This window comes from Gilliamella sp. LMG 34361, from assembly GCF_984569075.1.
In genome coordinates this window covers 2,556,274-2,582,897 of record NZ_OZ474903.1, presented here as the reverse complement: position 1 = coordinate 2,582,897, position 26,624 = coordinate 2,556,274, and the positions used below count along the sequence as shown (strand labels likewise).

The 26,624-nt window shown below is 33.2% G+C and carries 24 protein-coding genes and 1 riboswitch; of the genes, 16 read left to right on the top strand and 8 right to left on the bottom strand.

From position 1 onward, the window contains the following. The first annotated feature begins 47 nt into the window (after positions 1 to 47). From AC5LXI_RS12110 to uvrD, 5 genes are all read left to right on the top strand, one after another. Complete coding sequence (locus AC5LXI_RS12110; protein WP_493442563.1) at positions 48 to 782, top strand: DUF484 family protein; 735 nt, start codon at positions 48 to 50, stop codon at positions 780 to 782. Positions 783 to 791: 9 nt separating this feature from the next. Continuing rightward, complete coding sequence (locus tag AC5LXI_RS12105; protein WP_493442562.1) at positions 792 to 1,073, top strand: site-specific integrase; 282 nt, start codon at positions 792 to 794, stop codon at positions 1,071 to 1,073. A 15-nt stretch (positions 1,074 to 1,088) separates the two neighbouring features. Beyond that, entirely contained in the window at positions 1,089 to 1,424 is a 336-nt protein-coding gene (locus AC5LXI_RS12100) for a tyrosine-type recombinase/integrase (RefSeq protein WP_493442561.1), read from the top strand. Then, positions 1,402 to 2,115, top strand: coding sequence for a 5-amino-6-(5-phospho-D-ribitylamino)uracil phosphatase YigB (yigB, locus tag AC5LXI_RS12095; RefSeq protein WP_493442560.1), 714 nt, complete (start codon positions 1,402 to 1,404; stop codon positions 2,113 to 2,115). Before AC5LXI_RS12100 ends, yigB begins: the two co-directional genes overlap by 23 nt. A 183-nt stretch (positions 2,116 to 2,298) precedes the next feature. Next, positions 2,299 to 4,527, top strand: a complete 2,229-nt coding sequence (uvrD, locus tag AC5LXI_RS12090) for a DNA helicase II (protein WP_493442559.1) — start codon at positions 2,299 to 2,301, stop codon at positions 4,525 to 4,527. A gap of 65 nt (positions 4,528 to 4,592) precedes the next feature. Here uvrD and cyaY read toward each other — a convergent pair whose 3' ends face one another. From cyaY to AC5LXI_RS12060, 6 genes are all read right to left on the bottom strand, one after another. Further along, the gene (cyaY, locus tag AC5LXI_RS12085) at positions 4,593 to 4,901 is read right to left on the bottom strand and encodes an iron donor protein CyaY (protein WP_493442558.1); all 309 of its coding nucleotides are present in this window, start codon (positions 4,899 to 4,901) and stop codon (positions 4,593 to 4,595) included. Positions 4,902 to 5,002: 101 nt separating this feature from the next. Continuing rightward, a complete protein-coding gene (locus AC5LXI_RS12080; protein WP_493442557.1) occupies positions 5,003 to 5,521 on the bottom strand; it encodes a surface-adhesin E family protein in 519 nt (172 codons plus the stop codon). Further along, positions 5,522 to 6,292: a hypothetical protein gene (locus AC5LXI_RS12075; protein ID WP_493442556.1), complete on the bottom strand. Its 771-nt coding sequence runs from the start codon at positions 6,290 to 6,292 to the stop codon at positions 5,522 to 5,524. Positions 6,293 to 6,357: 65 nt separating this feature from the next. Next, a complete protein-coding gene (locus tag AC5LXI_RS12070; RefSeq protein ID WP_493442555.1) occupies positions 6,358 to 6,987 on the bottom strand; it encodes a thiamine diphosphokinase in 630 nt (209 codons plus the stop codon). Positions 6,988 to 7,007: 20 nt separating this feature from the next. Further along, positions 7,008 to 7,463 (bottom strand): ribosomal protein S18-alanine N-acetyltransferase, encoded by a 456-nt coding sequence (gene rimI / locus AC5LXI_RS12065; RefSeq protein ID WP_493442554.1) that lies wholly within the window; start codon positions 7,461 to 7,463, stop codon positions 7,008 to 7,010. Continuing rightward, entirely contained in the window at positions 7,432 to 7,839 is a 408-nt protein-coding gene (locus tag AC5LXI_RS12060; RefSeq protein ID WP_493442553.1) for a DNA polymerase III subunit psi, read from the bottom strand. The genes rimI and AC5LXI_RS12060 overlap by 32 nt, the downstream gene beginning before the upstream one ends. A gap of 87 nt (positions 7,840 to 7,926) precedes the next feature. Between AC5LXI_RS12060 and rsmC the strand changes: the two genes are divergently transcribed. After that, the gene (rsmC, locus tag AC5LXI_RS12055; protein ID WP_493442552.1) at positions 7,927 to 8,967 is read left to right on the top strand and encodes a 16S rRNA (guanine(1207)-N(2))-methyltransferase RsmC; all 1,041 of its coding nucleotides are present in this window, start codon (positions 7,927 to 7,929) and stop codon (positions 8,965 to 8,967) included. Between the two features lie 41 nt (positions 8,968 to 9,008). Here rsmC and hemN read toward each other — a convergent pair whose 3' ends face one another. Together hemN and yihI are read right to left on the bottom strand one after the other, a co-directional pair. Continuing rightward, complete coding sequence (hemN, locus tag AC5LXI_RS12050; protein ID WP_493444302.1) at positions 9,009 to 10,379, bottom strand: oxygen-independent coproporphyrinogen III oxidase; 1,371 nt, start codon at positions 10,377 to 10,379, stop codon at positions 9,009 to 9,011. Positions 10,380 to 10,624: 245 nt separating this feature from the next. Then, a complete protein-coding gene (yihI, locus tag AC5LXI_RS12045) occupies positions 10,625 to 11,107 on the bottom strand; it encodes a Der GTPase-activating protein YihI (RefSeq protein WP_493442551.1) in 483 nt (160 codons plus the stop codon). 166 nt (positions 11,108 to 11,273) lie between these two features. On the opposite strand from yihI, the gene coaA reads away from it, so the two are divergent. The 10 genes from coaA (at position 11,274) to AC5LXI_RS11995 (ending at position 26,598) form a co-directional block, all read left to right on the top strand. Continuing rightward, positions 11,274 to 12,209 (top strand): type I pantothenate kinase, encoded by a 936-nt coding sequence (coaA, locus tag AC5LXI_RS12040; RefSeq protein ID WP_493442550.1) that lies wholly within the window; start codon positions 11,274 to 11,276, stop codon positions 12,207 to 12,209. A gap of 16 nt (positions 12,210 to 12,225) precedes the next feature. Further along, positions 12,226 to 12,681, top strand: a complete 456-nt coding sequence (locus tag AC5LXI_RS12035) for a DUF1090 domain-containing protein (protein ID WP_493442549.1) — start codon at positions 12,226 to 12,228, stop codon at positions 12,679 to 12,681. A 262-nt stretch (positions 12,682 to 12,943) separates the two neighbouring features. Next, positions 12,944 to 14,029: an AAA family ATPase gene (locus AC5LXI_RS12030; protein ID WP_493442548.1), complete on the top strand. Its 1,086-nt coding sequence runs from the start codon at positions 12,944 to 12,946 to the stop codon at positions 14,027 to 14,029. Between the two features lies 1 nt (position 14,030). Next, on the top strand, positions 14,031 to 14,453 hold the full coding sequence (locus AC5LXI_RS12025) for a bpX5 domain-containing protein (RefSeq protein WP_493442547.1): 423 nt from the start codon (positions 14,031 to 14,033) through the stop codon (positions 14,451 to 14,453). After that, positions 14,443 to 16,245, top strand: coding sequence for a hypothetical protein (locus AC5LXI_RS12020; RefSeq protein ID WP_493442546.1), 1,803 nt, complete (start codon positions 14,443 to 14,445; stop codon positions 16,243 to 16,245). Before AC5LXI_RS12025 ends, AC5LXI_RS12020 begins: the two co-directional genes overlap by 11 nt. Continuing rightward, on the top strand, positions 16,235 to 19,159 hold the full coding sequence (locus AC5LXI_RS12015) for a bpX6 domain-containing protein (RefSeq protein ID WP_493442545.1): 2,925 nt from the start codon (positions 16,235 to 16,237) through the stop codon (positions 19,157 to 19,159). The genes AC5LXI_RS12020 and AC5LXI_RS12015 overlap by 11 nt, the downstream gene beginning before the upstream one ends. Positions 19,160 to 19,308: 149 nt before the next feature. Next, positions 19,309 to 19,353, top strand: a riboswitch (PreQ1 riboswitch). 2 nt (positions 19,354 to 19,355) lie between these two features. Then, complete coding sequence (queF, locus tag AC5LXI_RS12010) at positions 19,356 to 19,829, top strand: preQ(1) synthase (RefSeq protein WP_493442544.1); 474 nt, start codon at positions 19,356 to 19,358, stop codon at positions 19,827 to 19,829. Between the two features lie 50 nt (positions 19,830 to 19,879). Then, complete coding sequence (gene queC, locus AC5LXI_RS12005; protein ID WP_493442543.1) at positions 19,880 to 20,536, top strand: 7-cyano-7-deazaguanine synthase QueC; 657 nt, start codon at positions 19,880 to 19,882, stop codon at positions 20,534 to 20,536. Between the two features lie 44 nt (positions 20,537 to 20,580). Continuing rightward, positions 20,581 to 21,252 (top strand): 7-cyano-7-deazaguanine/7-aminomethyl-7-deazaguanine transporter, encoded by a 672-nt coding sequence (locus AC5LXI_RS12000; RefSeq protein WP_493442542.1) that lies wholly within the window; start codon positions 20,581 to 20,583, stop codon positions 21,250 to 21,252. Positions 21,253 to 21,513: 261 nt separating this feature from the next. After that, positions 21,514 to 26,598, top strand: a complete 5,085-nt coding sequence (locus AC5LXI_RS11995) for an alpha-2-macroglobulin family protein (protein ID WP_493442541.1) — start codon at positions 21,514 to 21,516, stop codon at positions 26,596 to 26,598. The last annotated feature ends 26 nt before the right edge of the window (positions 26,599 to 26,624 follow it).

Here is a 26,624-nt window from a genome sequence, read left to right as displayed (position 1 = left end):
AACTGATTTAGTTTAAAGTTCGATATTTAGCACAGTAGAAATAAATTATGGCTATTAAAAAAACACAAGCGTTTAAATATAATTCACAGCTTCAACAACAAAATTTTGTTGAATTGAATGATGAAATGGTTAATCAGTATATCGTTAATAATCCTGATTTCTTTATTCGCAATGCAACGCAGATCGAACGTATGCGTGTGCCACACCCCGTTCGCGGAGTTATTTCGTTACCTGAATGGCACATGGCTAGGCAGCGCAATAAAATTAATCAATTAGAGTCGGAAATCACCATGCTGATGGAGTATGCTAGTGCTAACGAGCTACTTTTTAATCAATTAACAAAATTACAATTTGAGTTAATTAAAGCAAAAGATATGGATGAATTAATTGCCTCATTAAAAAATTGGGCTAAAGATTTGGGGCTTAGTGGTGCTTATTTATATCTTTTTGATGATAAGTGGTTACTTAACGCACCATCGAATTATCATCATTTGGCTTTAAATTCATCACATTTCGATTATATTCGTGTTCGTCATCTACAGTATAGTCAATTCTATTTAGGACCATTAAACACCACAGAATTAGATTTTTTATTGCCGCAGCATGGTTATGTTGGATCAATTGCTTTATCGTTATTCGGTCAATTTGGCGACCTTGGTCTTTTAATGTTCACCAGTTCAGATCCTCATCATTATCAAAATGGACAAGGAACCTTGTTACTAGAAAAGGTTAGTGAAATATTGCCTATTTTGATTGAAAAATGGATTATGCGAAAAAATTAAGGAACTATGATGGTTGAAACTAATCCAAATTATTCTGTTTTATTAGCTGAAACGGTTGAGCATTTCTTAAACTATTTAAAATCGGAAAAACAATTTAGTTTAAATACACAAATTAATTATCGTCGACAACTTTATGCTATTATCGATTTAACCAAGGATTCGGATATTATCAAATGGCAAGCACTTGATTCTTCAGGGTTGCGATTATTAATTAGTCGAAGCCGGCAAACTGGTTTACAAGCAAAAAGTTTGTTTTTACGATTGTTTGCATTACGAAGTTTTTTTGATTGAATGGTAAAGAATGAAATGAGTTACGTCAATCCCCCACGAGGTGTGGTAAACCCTAAATTAGGCCAGCATCTTCCTAATAATATTGATATTGACGAAGTTAATCAATTGTTTGATATTAAATATCCACTATCTGTACGTAATAGAGCCATACTTGAAGTTATGCACGGTTCAGGATTACGTCTTTCTGAGTTAGTTAATATTGATTGCCGAGAGCTAAATTTAAGGGAAGGAGAAGTTCCGGTAATCAAGTTTATACTCATTTGGATTTTTCACATTTATCGCCAGTTTATGATTCCGCTCATCCACGAGCTAAAAGAGGGAAAAAATAATGCATTTTTATCGTTCAATTGACTGCATTAAAGCGATCACTTTCGATCTTGATGATACTTTATATGACAATAGTATGATAGTAGATAAAGCTGAAGAAGAGATGTTAAAAAATTTACAAAAATATCAACAGTTTGAAAATTTAACATTAGATTTATATTATCAAGAAAAAAATGTGACTCTTTCTTTAAATCCGGAAATTTATCACGATGTGATAGCTTGGCGGATAGATACCATCAAATCTTTATTGAATAAAACCAATATTCCAGTATCGCAACATTCTAAGATTATTGATGGCGCTTTAGATTGCTTTAATGTTTGGCGGCATAAGATGGTTATTCCTGAATCAACGCATATATTATTAGCTAAACTAGCAAAAAAATATCCATTAGCAGTGATTACTAATGGTAATGTCGATGTAAATAAAATAGGATTAGGTGATTATTTCCAATTTTCTTTACGTGGTGGACCAGATGGTCGTTCAAAACCGTTTCCTGAAATTTTTGATTTAGCTGCAAAGAAATTAGCCATACCCAATGAGTACATTTTACACGTTGGTGATAATTTAGAAACAGATGTAAATGGCGCCATTAATAATGGGTATTTATCATGTTGGATAAATATCTTTGCGCAAGATATTTTTCATCTTACAGAAGCAAGGTGTTTACCTCATATTGAGATAAGCCGATTGCTAGAATTAGATAATCTGTTATAATTATACGTATATGTGTATAAAAAGACAGTGTAGTTAGATGTGAGCAAAATTTGCATTTACTCTCTGTCTTTATTTTTTTGATGGACTCACTAATAAATATTGTAAATAAAATGACAATTTTAAAAAGATTCATAACATTAGTAACGATTAGCAGTTTACGTAATCGGGATGGATTAAAGCATAATGGACATTAAACAATCATTATTAGAAGACCTTAATATTGAACAACAAACTGCTGTAGTTACAGATAACCAATATACTATTGTACTTGCCGGTGCTGGGAGTGGTAAAACACGTGTACTTGTTCATCGAATAGCTTGGCTTTGTGTTGAAAAAAATTATTCATCGGGTTCAATTTTTGCCGTAACCTTTACCAATAAGGCTGCTGCTGAAATGCAAGAACGAATTGAGGCTTTAGTTGGTGAAAGCTACTTAAATGGAATGTGGGTTGGTACCTTCCATGGCTTAACTCATCGTTTACTGCGTATGTTTGCCCAACCAGCTAATCTTCCAGATAATTTCCAACTTATTGATACCGAAGATCAGATTCGACTTATTAAGCGAATTTTTCGCGAACTTCAAGTAGATGAAAAAGAGTGGTCAGCTAAAGAGTGTGCTAATTATATTTCTGCTCAAAAAGAAAAAGGACTACGTGCTAAAGACTTAGTGCCAGAAGACCCAAAACAAGTTATGTGGCAAACGATCTATCGTGATTATCAAGCAATTTGTGATAAAGTTGGTTATGTTGATTTTTCTGAGCTAATTCTCAGAGCTTATGAATTACTTTGCAAAGACGATAATGTTTTAAATTATTGTCGTCATCGTTTTTCAAATATTCTCATTGATGAATTTCAAGATACCAATAAAATACAATACCGGTTTGTGCAAAAATTAGCGGGAAATACAGCTAATATAATGATTGTTGGTGATGATGATCAGTCTATTTATAGTTGGCGAGGCGCTAATGCTGATAATCTTCAATTATTTATCAATGATTATCCTGACACTGAAATTGTTCGTCTTGAACAGAATTATCGATCCACCGGGATTATTTTAGATACTGCAAATAAACTAATTGCTAACAATAAGAATCGGTTAGGTAAAAATTTATGGACCGATAGCGGCGATGGTGAAAAAATCTCGCTATACCGAAGCTTTAATGAAGCTGATGAAGCTCGATTTGTTGTCGGCCAAATAAAAAAATTCCATGACGAAGGTCAAAAATACGCAAGTTGTGCGATTTTGTATCGTAACAATATTCAATCGCGAATATTCGAAGATACATTAATGCAAAATGACATACCTTTCCAAATTTATGGCTCGATTAGATTTTATGAAAGGCAAGAGGTTAAATTAGCTCTCGCTTATTTACGTCTATTACATGACCATAACAATGATATGGCATTTGAAGCTACCATAAATACACCAACTCGAGGTATAGGCCAAGTTACTTTAGAAAAAGTTAGGCATTTCGCTAAGCATAAAGATATTTCCTTATGGGATGCTTGTTTAGCGTTAATTGAGGAAAACGCACTTTCTGATAGGCAACTTACAGATATAAATCGTTTTATCCATTTAATGCAATCTATTCATGAAGAAGTTAATGATTTGCCATTTTATAAACAGCTTGAAAAGATCATCAAATTATCAGGTGTGTTAAGAATGTATGAACAAGAGCCAGGCATTAAAGGACAAGCTAGGTTAGAAAACCTAGAAGAACTTGTTTCAGCAGCAGAGCAATTTTATCGTGTTAACCAAAATACAGTGATTGAAGATAATGAAACTGGTAAACCATTAACTGTTTTAGAATCATTCTTATCGGTTACATCACTTGAAAGTCGTGATGTGGGCACAGATCAAGACTCTGTCCAATTGATGACATTACACTCAGCTAAAGGATTAGAGTTTGATAATGTCTTTATTGTTGGTTGGGAAGAGGGTATTTTTCCTACACAACGTTCAATCCAAGAAGTTGACAAAATGGAAGAAGAAAGACGTCTAGCTTATGTTGGTATAACCCGAGCTAGGAAATGCTTAACACTTTCATTCACTGAACAAAGGCGACGCTATGGGCGGGAAGAACGTAATTTACCATCGCGCTTTTTAGATGAGTTGCCAGTTGATAATTTAAATGAAACTTATTACCACGGTAGTATCTCATCATTTGGCGGACGATCGAATTATCGAAATAATGATGATCAATTTTATCAAGAACGTAGAAATTCATATTCTAAGAAGAAAAAGGAAGACGATGGTTATACGTTGGGTAGAAAAGTCAAGCATAACCGTTTTGGTGAAGGTTCAATTATTAATCTTGATGGTGAAGGTGAGCATAAAAGAGTACAAATTGCTTTTGTTGATGTTGGTATTAAATGGCTAGTGATAAAACTAGCGAATCTGACGTTACTATAATTACCATAAATATAAAATAATATAGGCGCTAAATATTCATTTGGCGCCTATTTTTTTGATAATTATTATTCTGCTTGTTCTTGTACTGCTTGGGCAAAGATATCTTCAAATAATTGATCGGTACGATTACAGATCCATTTGTCATTTATAAAGTCAAAATGATAACCTTGTTTTCTTGTTGCTAACCAGACTTGAAATAAAGGTTCTTGAGTATTAATAATAATTTTACTGTTATTAGGGAAGCTAACAGTAATTACATTACCATTGGTTTCATAATCTAAATCGATATCATGCTCTTGGGCATAATTATCAAGGTATAATTCGATTTGATTAAAAAGTTGATCCGTTAGAGTATGAAATTGTGCGATGTTCATATTGGTGTGATTGTATTGAGCGATTAATGTGTTGATATTAGCATAAATAAGAAGGCTCTGCCACCAGCTAGGTGGCGAGAGAAAAATAATTAAATAGAGTATTACTGGTTAAGTGGTAATGAACAAGCTATTATTAATAACTGATGCTTTTCGTCTCCTTTACTTGCTCGCGTCCAGCGACTTGGAATATTAATATTATTAATCAATTTACCTTCTGCGAAGAAGTTCTCAACAAGATCGAGTTGTCCTTTAACGATCTCTTTTTTCTCACAATTAACATAATAGTTAATGACAACTGTATGATAAGGTGTTTTTACATTATCTATATTTTGTACTAATGCAGGGATATAGTTGATAACTTCTTTAAAAACACGAATGCGCTGATTATATGGGTGTAACTTTATCGATTTTTTATCTAGAAAAGAGTAGCCAACTGTATTATCTTCTTTCGTTTTAGAAAGCGGAGAAAATTGTTCACCGATTTTAGGATTGCTCAACATATCTTCAACTTCTTTTGCTTGAGCAGCTTTTTCTTCTTCGGTAAGTGATGGTTTTTCATCTGTTGCATTGGTTATAGCGGCAAAAGAAAAAAGAAATAAGAACAAACATAATTTTTTCATTTAAATTTTATCTCCCTCTTTCGAGCTATTACTGTCACTTGATTCTTGAGTTGCTTTATTTTTTTCTTGTTCTTTTTTTGATTTATAAGCTTTAATCTTTTCTTGACGCTCTTTTTCTATTTGTTCATCCAGCGGTTTCATATCAGGACGATCTTTATAAAGAATATCTTTTGTTAAATCACCTTGTATAGAACAAAGTACACGGTTTTGTTTGTTGTCCACGTTCTCTAAATATAGCGATTTTTCAATTGTCCCTAGTCTAGGCACAACTCCATCTATCGAATAAGGATTGTCTTGCCATTGTGCTGGTTTAGCATTGCGATCATAAATTTTTGCATTAGCAAAATAAACATTTTCATTATAGTTCAGCCATTTTATATTTTTTAATGCATTGATAATTTCTTCTTGGTTGTTATCAAAAATGAAACCCCAATAATAATATTGTCCGGATAAATTTGTTGGAATGAAAATGTTTTGATATCCAGTTATAGTTAAGCCATGATATAGAAGAGGTTTTTTGAAAGTAACTTTATCTTTATCGGATTGATAAATTGATTCTACAGGAATAAAAGTTACATTGTCCTTTGTCGTTAAATCAACATATTCGCTAAATGATTCACGATTTTCAGCTAATTTGTGAAAAAATTGATCATCACATGCAAGAAAAGTTTCAACTATACTATCAGTTACACTTGTTTTATTATCCTGAGCAAAAACCATGCAAGAAACAAGTGAACAATAAGTAAGTACTGTTAGTTTTTTGAATAGCATGGAGCAGTTCCTTAAAAATTATGTCAATAATATAGCTTGATATTGTATGGGAATGTAAATTGATGTCAATCTAAACAGTGTAAATCTTGAATGAAAATTAATAAATCGCCAGTCTTAAAAGAAATTTTGACAGTATCATCGACAGCTTTATTACGTAAACTGATAGTGCCACTTAAAGATAAAGTCTGATTATGTAATGGGTATTGAAAACCTGTTATAGTCAAATCTATGACTTTTGATAATGGCATTAACGAAATAATGTGGCATTTAACATGATGAATAATTTGAAGATTATTTGCAAAGAAAAAGTGACAATAATCATCATAAAATACCATCTTGAATTTTTTATAGTATCGCATTGCAACCGACAAGTTACCTAAGAAATGGTCACTGGAACGTCCTGTCGCACCATATATGCTAAATGATGTGACTCCTTTACTATATAAAAATAGTAGTGCTTTTTCAAAGTCAGGTTTAGATTGATCTGGAGTGTGAATGATCTGAGTTTTATTTGGAACCGTTATTGTTGAATTAATGCTATCTAAATCACCAATAATAAAATCAGGTTCAATTGATGTTTTCGATAGATAGCTGTGATATGCCCCATCAGTACATGCAATATAATTATAGTTTGCTAATTGCTTGGGTATATTCTTAGGTGGTTCACCATTTACGAATAACAGTGCTGTGGACATGATTACTCCTTTAAAACAATTTATAATGCTAAAGTATAAGCCATAATAATGGCATCTTCTTGATCACCACTAGCGGTTGGATAATAGTTTTTTCTGATGGTTATTTGATTAAATCCAATTGAATGATATAAATCAATTGCTGGTCTATTTGATTCTCTTACTTCAAGCCATAGCGTTGAAATCGTATTTGACATTGCCATTAACTCGTCAATCAAATGATTTAATAGTGCTTTAGCTAACCCTTGTTTACGATATTTAGGGTGTATGGCAATATTAAATAAAGTTGCTTCATCAATCACTTGTTGGCATATACAAAAACCTACAATTTTATTATTAACAGTTATTTTAAGATTTAAGTAGCGTTCGCCTTGGTTTGAAAAAAAAGTCTCTTTAGACCAAGGAATAGGGTGGCATAATAGCTCTAATTCATAAGCTTCTTTTAGATCATTTTCGTTCAGGATGGAAATCGTTTTCATATTCACATAATTGTTGCCAAAGTTTGCGTTTTTGTTGTGGATTTTTGGCTAGCGAATCTAAATCGCTAGTGTTAATAGTTAAGTTATTTTGCCACGGTTCATTGCTATTTACGTCAATAAACCAAGTCACGACTTTTACTTCATCAGCCGAGATAATTAATTGTGAAGGCGTGAGAACTAATACTTGCTCTTCAGTTAAGTCAATGGCTTTTAAAATATCGTAATATATTTTTTGTGTTGGTTTCTTTTTAGCAACAACGATTAACCGAATTTTATCGTTGATATGCGTAGCAAGTTCACCTTGAAAAACGGCAGAGTTGCGTAATACATATTGGGTAATATTACATTGCTTAAGATACCAATCAGTTTGTGTCATTGTTGGATTACTGTTTTTATTAGGGATTAAAGAGAGTTAATTGTATAATCTTCGCTTCAATTTATAAAGGTTTTTCATTGAGGCATTATGGCAACATCCACATTTACTCCTGCTAGCCAAGTACTTGAACGTCATCAATCCTTTTTTGAGGATAAAAATATTTTAATTGCTGGTGATATCCAAGATAATTATCCTGCAGTTATTACAGCTAATCTAGTTAAGATCCACTGCTCGCAGTATCATACGTTTTTAAATTTTAAACACAGTAAACGAGCTAATAACACGAATTTTTCACTCTATCCTGACGAATCTTTTTATACCGATATCAATACACTCATTTACTATTGGCCTAAAACCAAAAACGAAGCGCAATTTCAATTATCGTTTTTACTAAATAGTATGCCCAAAGAGAGTGATATTTTTATCATAGGTGAAAATCGTACTGGGGTAAAAAGTGTTGAAGGGTTATCAACGGATTTTGGTACCATTCAAAAAATAGATAGTGCCAGACGATGTGGTTTATATCATTTTCGCGGTGATAGCCGTTTGGCTTTTGATTTAAAAGAATGGTGGTTGAGCTATCATTTAACTATTGAAAACCAAGCTATCGAAATTAAGAGCTTGCCAGGTGTCTTTAGCCAAAAAGGTTTGGATGCTGGAAGTGAATTACTATTGAATGCATTGATGGAGCAGAGTGATATTATTAAAGGTAACGTTCTGGATGTAGGCTGTGGCTCAGGTATCTTATCAACAGTTTTAGGTAAGTTATATCAAGATCTAAACTTGACATTAACCGATGTTAGTAGCGCTGCGTTAGAATCCAGTAAAGCTACATTAGCTAGCAATCACATTGCAGGAAATGTGATTGCCAGTGATGTATTTTCAGATATTAACGATAAATATCACTTAATCATCTCTAATCCACCTTTCCATGATGGTAAGGAGACCAGTTATACAGCAGTAAATAAACTGATAAAAGAAGCTAAAAAGTACTTAAAATTAAATGGCTATCTTTGTATTGTGGCAAATTCATTTTTACCATATCAATCGATTTTGGATGAGACCTTTAAACGTGTGGAACTTATTGCACAAACAACAAAATTTAAAGTTTATTTAGCTAGTCATTAATAAATAACGATAATCAGATATTCACGTGTGATTTAAACTCATTAAATCACGCGTGAAAACTGATGTTGTCGAACTAATTGACGCATATAAATGTCAAAACACATACAAATATTTCGAATGAGCAAATGACCTTTGGGTTGTACATTGATGCTATCTTGATTAACTATTACTAATCCATCACGTTCTAATGGTGCTAATAGATCTAAATCGTCAGCAAAATAGTCATCAAATTTGATTGCATAAAGTTGTTCAATCTGCTTTTTATCGAGATGAAAATGACAAATAAGTTGCTTAATCACATCTCTTCGTATTTTATCATCTTGGTTTAAAGTAAACCCTTTCCATAAACCATTACCTTTTTGTTCAACTTGATTTTGATATATTTTTAGATCTTTTTGATTTTGGGCATAGCTGTCTCCCAACATACTTATGGCTGATACACCAAGACCAAGTAAATCGGCATCTCCTTTAGTTGTATAACCCTGAAAATTGCGATGTAACTTATTGTGTTGTTGTGCAATAGCTAACTCATCAGTTGGTTTTGCAAAATGGTCCATGCCAATAAATTGATATCCAGCTAAGGTTAATTTTTCGATACTGGTTTGTAAGATCTTTAATTTTTGGTTGGCGTTAGGTAGGTCATGGTCTTTGATCTTACGCTGTGCAGCAAAACGGTTAGGTAAGTGCGCATAATTGAAAACGCTTAATCTATCAGGCGAAATATCAATAATTTTATTTAATGTTTCGGTGAAGCTTTCAACGGTTTGTTTAGGTAACCCATAAATTAAATCAAGACTAATTGATCGAAAATTGTTTTTTCGTGCTTGGGTAATTAACGAGCGGATTAAATTCTCATCTTGCTCACGGTTAATTAGATTTTGAATTTCACGATTAAAATCTTGAATACCCATACTTAACCGATTAAAGCCAAGTTTGGCAAGATGATCGATGGTTTGAGGGCTGATTTCTCTGGGATCAATTTCAATGGATAGTTCGGCATTTTGAGCAAAGTTGAAATGTTGCTTTATTGATGTGATTAATCGAGTAATTTCATCGTTAGCCAAAAAAGTAGGCGTACCACCACCCCAATGCATTTGAGTTACGATTCGTTCTTTGAACAAATCAGCCCTTTTAGCAATTTCTATATCTAATGTATCAAGGTATTGTGTGACTTTATGAGTTTGCCGTGTAACGAGTTTATTACATCCGCAAAAATAACAGAGTTTGTGGCAAAACGGAATATGAACATAAAGCGACAATGAACGATTAGGATAACGATTTACTGCTGAAACAAAATCTTGTTCTGTAAACTGTTCGTTAAATTCAAGTGCAGTTGGGTATGAGGTATACCTTGGGCCGGAATAGTTATACTTTTCAATTAACGCTTGATCCCAGAGTTGCGATTGAAGCATATTATTATTTTTTAATTCTACGTTTGACATTGCCACTTCCATAACGTTTTGCGGTATTAGGCTGTTTGGTCTTTAATTGCGTTTTAATTTTAAGCCGATTGATTTTTTTCAAATATAATAATGTGCAAATAAATAATCCCAAGTACAAACCTAGCATAATAAATATTGGCATGGTTGATGGCTCTTAATCGTGATTATTTGTTACAAAAAATATTAATTTGTCATTTATATAAAATTATACTAACTTACTTACGCTTAAGTAAGCCGACAATATCTTCTTTAGACTCTTCTTCATCTTCATCAAAATCGTCATCTTCATAACCTAACTGTGTCATCAGTTGATCAATGCGATCTAGTTTATTATCGAGATAAGATTGTTGATCATTAGTCAATGTTTTGCCTTGCTCAACTAAATTAAGTAAATGGTCTAGTTGAGTATCATTTTCAAGTTGTTCTAACTCTTGTTGCGGTGTTAATTTAGTTTTTTGTGGTTGATTAACTTCGCTTTTCATCGTTAAATCATTCGTTTGTACCAATGAAATTGGTTTTTTACTACCAATTCGCGGATCTTTAATGGTATTAGCTGATTTTTTATTTTTATATTGTCCATTAAAACGAGAACCACTAGGCAAACCTTTGTGTTTGCGTTTACGCTTAAGTTCACGAGACTCTTCATTAATCTCTTGACGGGTTTTTTGGGGTTTTAGTTTCGATTTATTTTTTAACATACAATCTCAATTTAATATCTGGTTGTTAATGCTCTGAACTTATTTTACCAGTAAGTGGTTAATATAGCTATGAGCAGAAGGTAATGCGAATTTATGATTGTAAAAAAATAGATTTAGTATAATCTGAGCCAAATAATTTTAATCAGTGAGCAATAGAGAATAAGACATGAAAAATCATTTGAGCCCTTATATGCAATTTACCCGACAAGAGTGGGCAGGTTTGCGTAATGCGGTACCGATGACTTTAACAGCAAAGGAGTTAACTTCACTACAAGGTATTAATGAGGATTTATCTATGGATGAAGTAAGTGAAATTTACTTGCCTTTATCTCGATTACTCAATTATTATATAAGCAACAGTTTTAGCCGTCAGGCAGTCTTATCAAAGTTCCTTGGTAAAAGCCAAAAAATACCTTATGTAATTGGTATTGCTGGTAGTGTCGCTGTTGGTAAAAGTACCACAGCTCGCGTTTTACAAGCATTATTAACTCGATGGCCAGAGCATCGCAAAGTTGCATTAGTGACGACCGATGGTTTTTTATATCCCAATCGCTATCTTGAAGAACGTGGTATCATGAATAAGAAAGGATTTCCTCAATCTTATGATATCAAAAAGTTAATTAATTTTGTTGCTGATGTAAAGTCAGGACAATCAGAAGTTAAAGCACCCGTTTATTCTCATTTAGTTTACGATATTGTTGAAGACGAACAGATCACCATCGATAGCCCAGATATTTTAATTCTTGAAGGATTAAACGTTTTACAAGGTACCATAAACTATACTCAAGCTAATAATCGGGTATTTGTTTCCGATTATGTGGATTTTTCTATCTATGTCGATGCGCAATTACCATTATTACATGACTGGTATGTGAACCGATTTTTAAAATTTAGAGCTGGGGCATTTAGTGATCCTAACTCTTACTTTAACCACTATTCTAAGCTTCCTGAACAAGAAGCCGTGAATATTGCTAACCGCCTTTGGCGAGAAATTAATGAATTAAATTTAATCGAAAACATCCTGCCAACACGGGAACGAGCAAGTTTGATTCTAACCAAAGGTAAAGACCATAAAGTAGATTGTGTTCAATTAAGAAAATAAACTTAGGGGAATCAATATGAAATCAGCAATAAGGTTATTAAGTAAGTTAAGCATTATCACTTTAGTTACTGCGTTTTCTATCAACAGTTATGCAACAGGCAACGATGAATACCAAGGGTTAACTTGCGACGCTAAAAAGCAAGCAATTCAAACCAAAATTAATCAAGCTAAAACTGCCAATAATACCAATGAAGTAACCGGTCTTGAAAAAGCACTTCAAGAAGTTAATACCAACTGTAAAGATGAAACATTAGAAGAAAAATACAAAAGATTAGTGGTTGAAAAAACCAAAGATGTAACTGACAAAACAAAAGAATTAGCCGAAAAAACCAAAGAATATGCCAAAGATAAACTCAATGCAAATCAAGATAAAATTGATGCATTAAAAGCTAAATTAAATGATGCCGAAAAAGAGTTAACTGAAGCCAAAAATAATTTAGCTGATTATTATAACAAACTTAAAGCGAAATAATTGTGATTTTTGTTCTTACCTTATTAGATAGTTATTGATTATTAACCATAATAAGATTAAATTTTTCAAATTAATGATGGTCTCAAGTAGATAAATTTCAAATCTGCATGAGACCTTTTTTATAGATTATAAAATATTTCTCTTTATAAAAGAGTTACCATTCTTTAAGATAATTAATTGCTAATATAATAACGCTATAATTTATATATAAATATAAATATAAATATAAATATAAATATAAATATAAATATAAAGAAATATAATGGAAAACATCACTAAAATTCACGAATGCATTAAAGTTGCCACCCAAGGTTTTATTGGTCGTCAGCAACTCGCTGAACTCATCATACTCGCAGCTATCGCCAAAGAACATTTATTAGTTATCGGGCCGCCAGGTACAGCTAAAAGTGCTGTAGTTAGGCGTATGGCTAGAATCATGGATGGTAACTATTTTGAATATCTTTTAGGTCGTTTTACCGAACCATCAGAATTGTTTGGGACTGTTAACCTTAAAAAACTTCGAGAAGGGAGCGTTGAGACCGATACCCAAGGAATGTTACCGGAAGCTGAAATCGCATTTTTAGATGAAGTTTTTTTAGGTTCAACGGCAATTTTAAATACCTTGCTAGGTATATTAAATGAACGAAAATTTAGACGTGGACATACGCAAATAGACTGTCCATTGAAAATTTGTATTGGAGCATCAAATTCGCTTCCAGAAGACGAAGGCCTAGCTGCTTTCGCCGATCGTTTTTTAATCCATCTTTTTATTGAACCAATTACTGATAATTTTATTGAAGACTTATTAGTCGGGGGTTGGCAAGCTGAGTTTACCCATGTTGATTCAGTTTTTTCATTAAATGAACTATCAGAAATGAGTGAACATTTAAAAAATGTTAAATTAGATCGCATTATTCCTTCTTTTGCTGATGCAATCCGTTTACTAAGACAAAATGGCATTATTTTGACTGATAGACGAGTGGTAAAAACATTAAAACTTATTGCAGCAGCAGCTTTAGTAAATGGTCGCCTTGAAGCTCAAAAACAAGACATTTGGCCTTTATTTTACGTTTTACCGACCAAAGATCTGCAACAGCGTGGTCAAGAGATTTTAAAGGAATTTTTTACACTATCAAATAATTCTCAATTGTTTTACGCTACGGAATTAGCGTCGCAACAACCTAACGCCCGTTTACAAAGGTTGGTTGAACTGGCTAATCGTTGCCTAAATCAAGGCGATATTCAAGTAGAAAGTGTGTTACGTGAAATTGATGCCAATTACACCACTGAAACTATACCAGATGAATTAAACCAGTTAAGAACACAATTAATTAAATTGATAGCGTAATATGAACAACAAAAGATTGATCAACTGGCATTGGCAACTCAATAATGAGGCAGTAATCCCTGTTGCTGTAGTTGCATGGCATGAAACAGTGCCACGTTTACTACTTTACCTTTTGAAAAATCAAGATAAATACGATTTGCAAAAATTTAAATTTGTGAAAGGTGAAGATTTTATAATCATCATTGGTCCTGAAGCTCAATTGCCGTGGGTAGATGGAGTTCAGTATGCAATGGTTGACAGTCAAGTTCCCCAACTTTGGTTACCATGTCATGCTAAACCCTCAATTTCCACCTTGCTTTTAGCTAATGCTATCGCGAATAAATTTACTCATAAACATGTACTATTATGGGATCATCCTAAAATGATTATTCCTTTAGGTATTAGTTGGCCATTAACCAAAGAGTTTCTTGAATATGCCATATAATCAATTCACCAAACCAATTCAAACTTGGCAATCTTGGTTATCATGGTTTGATGAAGACTTACAACCCGTTATTGCTGATTTGCTTTGGCAATTAAGCAATTCTCTTGGTCCTGTCAAGGAAAGTAAATGGTGTGACCAAATGTTATCATCTGGTTTAGGTGACATTCACAATCGAGGAGATTACCAACACTTATTGACGACAGAATGGTTAATAGGGGAAGAAGAGCCAGATGAGTTTATCCGTCGTGCAGTTAGTAATGAGCATCTTTTCGTAACGCCAATATATGAAAAATCAAAAGCGAATGGTGTGATTATCGCTTTGTTTGATTGTGGATTATTACAATTAGGTGTTCCGCGTCTTGCCCATCTGATTTTGATGATATTATTCGATATCCGAGCTCAGCAACACAAGAGTCAATTTTACTGGGGCATCATACAATCAAGATCAAAATTAAAATTGTTTTCAGGTATCGAGGATCTAAAGCTGTTATTGAATAGCCGTACAATTACATGTATTGATGATAACCAATTAGATTATTGGCATAATTATTTACAAAAATCTGAATTATTTTATGATGAGTGTTGGTTAATTGGTAATAACATTTCACAAAGTGATTTTGCAACTCATAAAGTATCAATAAGCAGATTGATTAATCACTTTAGTAAAATAGCAGTTAATATAGTGAGTAATAAAGTAGCAAAGCGTTTTGAACTCACATTACCTAACCAAGTTATTTGCGCAAAATTATTGTCGGGACAATTCGAGTCAGGTAGTAATTACGGTGTAATTAATCAACAATTCATTGAACCTATAAATATTAACTTCAAGCCTAAAATTTCAAAAAATGGAGATTATGTTTTAATGTTTAACAATGAAAACAATAATATTCATTTTATTGGAATTAGTGATGCCTTATCTCAGAGACAGAAATGCCGTATCAAATTTTATCAATTGAAGTTAAAGTCTAAGGTATTGGCAATTGATATTCAAGGCAAATACATATTCGCTTTATATCAAGAAGATCAAAAAATTTTTTTATGGGGAACTAAAGGTCCACGAAAAGCGCTATCTGAAGCTATTCAAATCAATGCAAACCACACTTTGTCGCATTTTTTATCGATATCTAGACAATCGATGTATGGATATGATGTAACGAATATTTTATATATTGACGATCAAAAAGTACTTTATTCAATATTTTGCGTACCAAAAAATAGCGAGGAAATTAAACAAGTTGAGAAAATTGCTCAAAACGTTATTGCATTGTTTAAATTAAGTGATAGACATGCATGTTATATTTATCATAATCAAGATCAGTTTTGGATAGAAAGTGAACATTTGTATCATTTACCATATTGTTTAAAGATAAAATCAATTCATGATAATCTACAGTATTTTATTTCCGCCGAAAACTTATGGTTGACAGGTTTTGGTCGACTAGCCATTGGATTCGAGCAACAATGGCAAGTATTTGATAATGAAAATAGTTATGTTGAAGTAAAAACGCCTTTAAACTGGCAGGTTTTTGGGCTTTTTCATGATTATCATGAAGATAAAATTAATTTTCTAATAATCAATCATGATAAAAAACAAGTGGCAACATTTGATTATCTCAATAATAACATTGATATCTGTTTGAGTTCATCAAATAAAATTGTCAATTATAGTTATCACTCATTAGCTCAATGCTTCACAATTATCACTGATATCGGTGAATTAATTTTGTATTCCTTTTTGACGCGATCAATAAGATTAAAATTATATCAAGATGATTTACACAATGAACAATAACACCTATTTTATTGGCTATCCAACGCTGAAAGGCGTACAAAAGGTATTTGGAATATGGTTTCCTAAGCAATGGTTTGAGAGTGAGCAGCGTCGAGGTTTGTTGATAAAATCGTGGTTTATAGGATGTTCAATTTATCGATTTGAACAAGGTGACTTACTCAAGTTTGCAAACCCAAAAACGCTCAATTGTAATAATTTAGATGGTTGGCCATTAGTTTTAGAAAATGGAATCCTCACCTCAACACAATTTGTAAAAAAACCAGATGCTGAAATCATGAATTATGATTTGGTTATTGTAATGGGGAACGATATCAATTGTTATCGTTATGAAGATGCGGTCCATATCGATCCTGCCGATTGGATTGATCTAACAGAATATCAATTAAGCGAGACGGACAGTTATAATATTAATATTGTTTATGATGAGTTATCTGAAGATATTGAAGAGAGTAAATCCATCGAACAAATATTGGCAGGAAAAATACCTCGCCCTAATCGGCGAATGTTGGAGTTCGTTAATAGCCAACATAATGGTATTCAACAGGAAAAAGATAAACAATATAATAAATACGATCAAGAACCATCAATAACAAAAAGGAATTTGATCTTACCCATTTTTATTCTATTAATCTTGCTGATGGCAATATTGATTTATTTTAATTTTAAATTATTTTCACTTGAAACGCGACTTAGTCAAAATTTATCTAAAATTTGCTCTTTTATCCTTTTGACCTCATTTTATGTCGTGACTATTTTGCTAGGTATAAAAATTATAAAATTTCTATACAATCTCCCATCTAAGGTTAAACAAGCTAATTTTCCTCCCAACATTGTAGCAAAAAATTTTTCTTATAATATTAAAGCGGGTGATTTACAAGCAACTCCTAACCTTAATTACTCAACGCTACCATCGCGTGCTAATCGAAAAAAATCGGTATTAAGTCAGTGGCGTCATTACGCAACATTATTTGCCTTAGTTTCGAAATTGAGCCATTTAGTTGCTTTTCGACAAGGTAAATATATTGACACAATGATTAAAAAACTTGAGAAAGGTAATTTGATGGATGCTTTGCGTTATGCTATTCCGATCAATGGTGATCAACCTCCAATAGGACAATCATTTGGTGTACCCAAGCCGCGTGAAAAATTGTCATTAAGTGAATCGGTTTATGGAAATTCGCTCGCTATTAATCTTGACCAACAATTGAAAAACTATTTGCAACAGTTATATCGACAAACTGCTACTAAGTTAATCCAACAAAAAAAAATTGAAGCAGCGGTTTATGTTTTAGTTGAACTACTCAATAATTTAAAAGAAGGGATAGAATGTCTAGAACAGCATAAAATGTACAAACAGGCTATGGAGCTCGCTATTGCTAGGAATGCAAATACTGCGTGGATAGTTAAACTATGTTGTTTAGCTAATGATTGGCATACAGCAATAATGATAGCAAGACGAGATCATGCATTTGCTAGTGCGATTATAATGCTTGAAGAAGAACAACGTGAAATTGCAAAGAAGTTAAGAGTAGAGTGGGCCAACACCTTAGCGGAAAAAGCAGAGTGGTTAGCGGCGATTGATGTTATTTGGCCACTAACAGAATATCGCTATCTAGCTGAACAGTGGCTTTGTAACGTTGATAAATTTAATGCCAAAGCGATCGTAAAACGCTTTATTCTAATGCCAGATTCCATTAATAAACTTGAAGAATGCTTAATGGAAATCAAAACTAATGTTAGTTATTATCAAACAAGGTTGGAAATAGCTTATGAAATTCTAGAACAACAAAAATATATTGATAAATTGCGCGGTTTGTTGCGGATAATGATCAATCATATTCTTGTTGATGCCATCACTTATCCTAATAAATTTACTAAATCTGATATAGCAGCATTAATTAAACTAACTCAAGATAAAGCGTTGCAGGTGGATCTGCCGTTATCAAGTTTAAACCGTGTTAAACAAAAATCGTTATTAGAGACGAGTAATGTTATACGATATCATTGTCCCGATAAGGGGCAGAAAGCAATTTTTGCTATGATACCGTTAACCAATAATAACTTTTTATTAGCATTAGGTGAACTAGGCATTATTCAAGTTAATAAGCAAGGTAAGCAACTAGCCCATTTTATGATTGTTGCTGATAGCTTTGTGGTATCTGCAAACCGATTACAGGTTTTAGCATTGATTAAACGAGATAATTATTATCGTATTCATAAACTCGATTTGAGTACCGGTAGCATCGTCGATCTTGGGGTGATCAAATTTGATTTATGTTGCTGGGAGTTTGATGGCATCAATTGGACTATTATTAAAGATAATTGTTTAGAAATTATTGATATAAGTGATAAGTTATCTGTGGTTTGGCGTGTGGATTTTTCCCCGAATAGTGTCAAACAAATAGCCATGAATATTAATTACAAAACTATTTTGACGCTCAGTAATGAAAATAAATATGAAGCTTTTTGTTATAGTTTGCCGGAACATTGTTTAATAAAACGAATTGATATAAATGAAGAAAATAATAAAATATTTATTTCTCATGATTCTGACATAATGAAAATGGAATATAATCGATTTAATCAGAAGTTGCGATTTAGATTTAGTGACATTCGTTATTGCTCCGAATTTCCATTAAAAATAGTCCAAAAACAATTCGATAACCTACTTATCTACTCAACCGGTCAACTTATGGCATTTATGGCACTTATCATTCAAAGAATAGATGAATCTGGTTATGATATTCATCTCTTTTATCCTTTTAATAAGAAAATATGCATGACAATTGAGTGGAATGCATCGACCAAGGTGTCGTGTTCGTATATTGGTGATGAATATTGTTTTTTTGATGATCAGGGTAGAGCATTACATGTCAATGTTACGGAAAATAAGGTAACGTCGTTTTCGGTATAGAATTAAATTAAACATGTCATTTTTAGTTAAAATGCGCGATTTTTTTAATAAATTAATTCTAGCATTGCGCTACCAATAAACACTTAAACTAGCGGGTTTTTAATCAATATTCTAGACTTTTAGCCCTAAAAAGAGTAAGGTGTGCGCCTTATTACGTGGTTCGTGAACCTCCCACGCTAAAAAACTAAGGAAAATTATGAGTAACCTAACACTACTTGGCGATCAATCCGTTCGCTATCCAACTGACTATTGTCCAGAAATTTTAGAAACATTCGATAATAAACATCCCGGCAATGATTATTTTGTTAAATTCAACTGTCCGGAATTTACCAGTCTTTGTCCAATTACTGGCCAACCCGATTTTGCTACTATTTATATTTCGTATGTGCCAAATATAAAAATGGTAGAAAGTAAATCACTCAAGCTATATCTATTCAGTTTCCGTAATCATGGTGATTATCATGAAGATTGCATCAACATCATTATGAAAGATCTAATTAAGTTAATGGATCCTAAATATATTGAAGTTTGGGGCAAATTCACGCCACGCGGTGGAATCTCAATCGATCCATATGCCAATTATGGTAAAGCTGGCACCAATTGGCAGCAAATAGCGATGAATCGTTTAGCTAATCACGATCTTTATCCTGAAAAAGTTGATAATCGTTAATCTTTTCAACGCAACCGTATTACGAAATAGTTAAATTGGAATAAAGAAACATGCAAAATCGTAAAGCACTAGTGATATTTTCTGGTGGGCAAGACTCTACCACCTGTTTACTGCAAGCCATTGCTGATTATGGACGCGAAAATGTGGAAACCATTAGCTTTCAATATGGGCAACGGCATGTTATTGAGCTTGAAAAAGCCAAATGGATTGCTGAAGATCTTGGCGTTAAACAAACGGTGATCGATACTTCGGTGATTAAACAGACCACTAATAATGCTTTGATTGATGATTCGCAAGAAATCAAAGCAGCCAAAGATGGGGATTACCCGAATACTTTTGTTGACGGTCGTAATATGCTGTTCTTACTTCTAGCAGGTTGTTATGCCAAGCAACAAGGTATACGTAATATTATTATTGGTGTCTGTGAAACCGATTTTAGTGGCTATCCTGATTGTCGAGATGTCTTTATTAAATCAATGAATGTATCGATGAATCTGGCTATGGATTACAATTTTAATCTTATTACTCCACTTATGTATCTAACGAAGGCCCAAACATGGGAAATAGCAGATAAACTTGGCTATTTGGAGTATGTCCGAAGCCACACCCATACTTGTTACTATGGTGTAGATGGTGGATGTGGCCAATGTCCTAGCTGTATTCTTCGCGAAAAAGGTTTAAACGAATACCTTAATCATTCAAATTAATTGTAACACTGGGCTGACTTACCCCATTAAAAAAGGAAAAATTTATGTATCTGAACACTAATTCAGAACAAACTAGCCAATTTACTCACGCACAACAAATGAAAGCCCTTGGTTGGCTTTCGTTTTTTCATATTTTGGTTATTGCTTCAAGCAATTATCTGGTACAAATCCCTTTTGATATTTTTGGTTTCCATACCACGTGGGGAGCGTTTACCTTTCCATTTATCTTTTTGACTACTGATTTAACTATTCGGGTCTTTGGCGCGAGTTTAGCGAGAAAGATTATTTTTGTGGTGATGATTCCCGCTTTACTATTTTCTTATTCTATTTCAGTACTTTTTTTTGAAACGCACTGGATAGGATTTTCAGCGTTAAGTGAGTTTAATAGTTTTGTTTTCCGAATTGCGTTAGCGAGTTTTGCTGCTTACTTAGTTGGCCAATTAATGGATATCACCGTGTTTAATTATCTACGTAAAAACAGAGCATGGTGGGTGGCGCCTTCTGCATCGGCAGTACTAGGAAATGGTATTGATACTGTTGTCTTTTTTGCGATCGCCTTTTATAAAACAAATGATGAATTTATGGCTACGCATTGGGTCGAAATCGCCACTATCGATTATAGTTTTAAAATTATCATCTGTGGTCTATTCTTTTTACCATTATATGGCATTATTCTGAATTTTATCTTAAAAAAATTAATTATAAAGTCACAATAAAATAAACCAATATTTGCCTAATAACCCATAAATTATAGACAGTTAGCGCTTATCGCAATCATGATAAGTGCTAAGTGTCAGTATTCTCTCCTTCAAAAACCTCGTTCCTCAACTTTTTTACTAAATCGAAAATTTTATTAATCTGAAAATAAATTACTAATCTAGCTAAAGATTCTTTGCTAAAGTTAAAGTGACAGTGCATAATATTTGCAAAAAAATAATCTGTAAATTAATTTGGAATAGCAGGAATTAGGTGAAATAATGAGATTGATAAGACACTTGGCTGTGTTAAGTTTGTTTTTGACGTTATGCGCTTGTGACGATCAAAAAAATAAAACGGCGGATTCAGACAATACTAATAAAATTGAGTTAGCTACGGAAAATACGGAAAATACGGAAAATACGGATAATACAACTTATGATTCAAGTGTTAATTCGCAATCTCGTAATCCATTTAATCCAACACCTGAATTAATTGAAAAATATAAAGGTAAAGAGCTAAAAGTAATTGATAGTTCAGAAGTTATTCTGGATGGTTCAAGTACTTTAGTCGTGACATTTTCTGTTCCTATTAATCCAAAATTGAATTTTTCAAATTTATTGAGATTGGTTGACAAAGACAGTGGTGTGGTTGATGGTGCATGGGAATTGTCTGATAATGGTCTTGAATTAAGACTTCGTTATCTTCAACCAAATCGTAATTTGGTTTTAACTATCGATAAAATGTTATCAGCAATTAACGATAGCCATTTACCATCTGTATATCAATCCGAAATAACTACTCAAGAACGTCAACCAATAGTTGGTTTTGCTAGTACTGGATTATTATTACCAAGTAAATCCATGGGTGGGTTGCCAATTACCACGTTAAATGTCAATAAAGTCGATATTAACTTTTTCAAAATCAAACCAGAAAAACTGATTTCTTTAATTGAAAATTATGGCTTTATTGATATGTTATCAATTTGGCGCTCGCAATCGATGAACGAATATACCGACTTAGTTTATTCATCAAGATTCGATCTTAATCCTAAACCGAACACACAAGAAACCGTTATTGTTAACCTTTCTAAAGTTGCAGAGCTTAATCAAGAAGGTGTTTATATTGCAGTAATGAATGAAGCGGGAACTTATAATGAATCGAATCCTGCGACCATATTTTCAATCAGTAACATTGGGGTTTCACTTCATAGTTATGAAAATGGTAAATTAGTAGTAATGGCTCATGGTTTAGATAATGGAAAACCACTTGCCAATATCAATTTGTCACTACTATGCCAAACCAGTGACAGTAACAAAACATGTAACAATATTACAGCAACGACAGATAAAGATGGTTACGCTGAATTTACTAAAAATAAAGGTGTTGTATATAACATATTGACTGCAACCGATGGAAGACAAACTTCATTTGTACCACTTGACAGAAATGCGCTTAACTTAACCGATTTCAATTTATCTGGTAAACCGTTCTATAAAAAACAATTGTTTGTTTTCGGACCTCGTGATCTTTATCGTCCAGAAGAAACTGTTTATTTTAATGCACTCGTACGTGATGCTGATGGCCAATCATTACCTGATCAACCAATCATTGCAGAAGTGATTTCTACTCAAGGTAAAGTCGTTAAAACTTTCCAATTAAAAAGCATTGCTGATACCAATGGTTTATATCAACAACAGTTTGACATTCCAGCTAATGCAGACACAGGTAATTGGACAATTCGTTTCAATTTAGGGGATGATAACTATCAGAAATGGAATTTTAAAGTTGAAGAATTTTTGCCAGAACGTATGGCGATGGAAATCAAAAGTTCATCTGATGGTCCCATGTTAAATGATGAAAATGTTTGGTTTAATATCAAAGGTTGGTATTTATACGGTGAGCCTGCATCAGGTAATCGCTTAGATGCTAATCTTTATTTGAAGAAAGTGGACACGGTTCCCGGATTAAATGACTTTAAAATTGGATCGGTTACTGATGATGATCCATATCGTGAACTTGATTCTTTAGAGTTAAAGTTAAATAACGACGGTTTTACTGAAATTTATGCTGATAAAGATTATTGGTCTGGAATATCTTCACCTGTTAAAGTAGTTTTACAAGCTAGTTTGCTAGATTCAGGAGGTAGACCAGTTAACCGCTATGCAACGCAAACTATTTGGCCTGCATCTAAATTGCCAGCAATCCGTCCATTATTTGAAGATTCACCATACTATGATTGGAATAATGATAATTATTATGAACGTCCTACTGTGGATATAAATAGTAATGCAGAGTTTGAAATTGCTTATGTGAATACAGATGGGGATAAGTTAGGAACTAATTCACTAAAAGCTAGACTTATTCGTGAGCGTAATAATTATTATTGGGTATGGTCAGACGAAGATGGCTGGCGTTTAAATTATAACTCTAAAGAGTTTGTGATTTCGGAAGAACAGCTATCTATTGAGTCTGATAGTACCACTAAAATAGCATATCAACCAACCGATTATGGTTCTTATCGTGTTGAAATTGTGGATACTGATACTAAAGTTATGACAAGTTTCCGATTCTGGTCTGGTTATGATTGGGAAGATAATACTCGCGGTACTAAATCCATTCGGCCAGATCAAGTTAAATTGAGTATTGATAAACCATCTTATAATCCTGGTGATATTGCTAAAGTTAATGTTCAAGCGCCTGTAGCTGGTTCTGGCTATATTTCACTTGAAACCAATGACGGCACTATTTGGAAAAAAGCAATTACAGTTGGCGAAGAAGGTTTAGATGTCGAAGTTCCTATTGAAAACTGGAAACGACATGATATTTACATTAGTGCCATGATTATTCGTCCATCGACTGATGCTTCATTACAAACAGTTAAACGAGCAATTGGGCTGCTTTATTTACCAGTTGATTCGGCTAATCGTCAATTAAACGTTTCAATCGATACACCAATACAAGTAGAACCAGAAAGTGTTGTGCCGATAAAAATCAAAATGGATAAGCTTTTTGTCCAAGATGATAAAAAAGTGACTGTATTGATTTCAGCAGTTGACTCAGGAATTTTAAATATCACTGATTTTGTTACCCCTGATCCTTATGCCGAATTCTTAGGCCGTAAACGTTTAGATATTGATATTTACGATGTTTATGGCAAATTAATTGAGGCTACCGGTCGTAATGTTAACATGAGTTTCGGCGGTGATGCGATGAGCGCAGGAGGTAAAAAACCGTCAAATGAAGTCGAAATTGTTGCACAACAGCTAAAAACCATTCAATTAGACGATAATGGTGAAGGTATTATCAATTTACCATTACCTAACTTTAATGGTGAACTTCGTATAATGGCGCAAGCATGGGATGATAATCGTTTTGGTAAAGCAGATAAAAAAATGAAGGTTGCAGCTCCAGTTGTAGCTGAATTATTAACGCCACGATTTTTGTCTGGTGGAGATCGCTCGGTATTAGCCTTAGAACTGCATAATTTGACTGATAGTACTCAAAATATGCAAGTTGAAGTATCAACTTCTGGTTTGGTTCATCAAAATGAAGCAAAAACCATATCGGTTAAACTTGATAGTAAACAAAAAGATATTATTCAAATTCCTGTCACTGCTGATTATGGACATGGTACCGGTAAGGTAACAATAGGTGTTAAAGGGATTTTACTTGAAGACAATACTGACTTTAACATTGAACGTTCATGGACAATTGGAGTAAGACCTGCATATGCAGGAACAACAAGATCTTATGTGACAGTACTAGATGCAAATGAAAGTTGGCAATTACCCGATCAAGCTTTGACAGACTTAGTTGAAAATACCATTGAAGGACAATTGGTTGTCTCTAATCAACCACCATTAAATATAGCTCAATATGTAAAAGAGTTATTTGCTTATCCTTATGGTTGTTTGGAACAAACGACGAGTGGGTTATTTCCATCATTATATGCCAATAGTGAACAACTAGCGCGATTAGGTATTAAAACCGATTCAGATGAAAAGCGACGTGAAAAAGTTCAAAAAGGTATTTCACGTATCTTATCCATGCAACGTAGTAACGGTAGCTTTGGTTTATGGAGTAACCAAAGTTCAGAAGAGCATTGGCTAACTGTTTATGCAACTGACTTCTTATTGCAAGCTAAAGAACGTGGTTATCAAGTTAGTGACAAAGCACTTGATTTTGCAATGACACGTTTAGGTCAGTATATCTATGATGCGTCTGCATTTAACAATCTTAATAATTACTATAGTGATTCAAATATTCTTGAGTTTGAGAAATTATCTATTAAAGCTTATGCTTTAATGGTTTTAAGTAAACAAAATAAAATTACCTCAGCAATGCGAAATGAGATAAATTATTTATCAGATAAGATTAGTAGCAATCAATCATTTATCTATTCGCCGTTGCCTTTAGCTCAATTAGCGGTTACTGCAAAATTAAATGGTTTTCAATCTACCTATGAAAAATTATTACCTTTAATTTTCATAACTTCATATCAGTACAATTACTGGTTAGGTAATTACGGTAGCGAAATACGTGATAGATCATTAATTCTATCTTTATTAATAGATAATAATATGGCTGAGAATAATCAAGGTAATTATCTAATTAATTTATCGGATTTATTATACGATAAACGCTATTTCTCAACACAAGAGTTAAATTCATTGTTTATTGCCGGTTGGTCATTAGAACAGCATAAAAGTGGTAATAAATTTAAAATGTCGGTAAATGGAAAAATAAACGAAGTTAATTCTGTATTTTCTCATTCTTATGATTATGATAATTTAGCGCAGGGGTTACTAATTAATAATTCTCAATCAGATGAACCAATTTATATTAAGTTCTCTGTTACAGGTTATTCTAAAACACCACCAGCACCAACCTCACCTGATGGTTTCTTTAATATTAGTCGAACCTATTACGATTTACAGGGTAATAAAATATCGCCAACAGAATTAAAGGTTGGTTCAATGATGGTCGTGGTGCTAGATGTAACAGCAAAAGAGCCTGTTCGAGATGCGTTGATTGTTGATTTTTTACCTGCGGGTTTAGAACTTGAAAATCAAAACCTTTCTAATAGTAGTGTGAATTTATCATCAATTCCTGGTGTAGCTGATTTATTGAAAGGTGACGATGTTAGTGATATCAAATATCAGGAATATAGAGACGATAGATATGTTGCAGCCGTTAATCTTAATTATCGTAAACGTCTGGTCTATTTAGTTAGAGCAGTAACTACTGGCGATTATGTGATTCCTTATCCTTATGTTGAATCAATGTATCGTCCGGAACGTTTTGCTATAGGACAATCACCTGATTTGATGACTATTTCAAATCCTCGCAAGGAACAAAACTAATTAAATATCAATTAATTTGACTAATT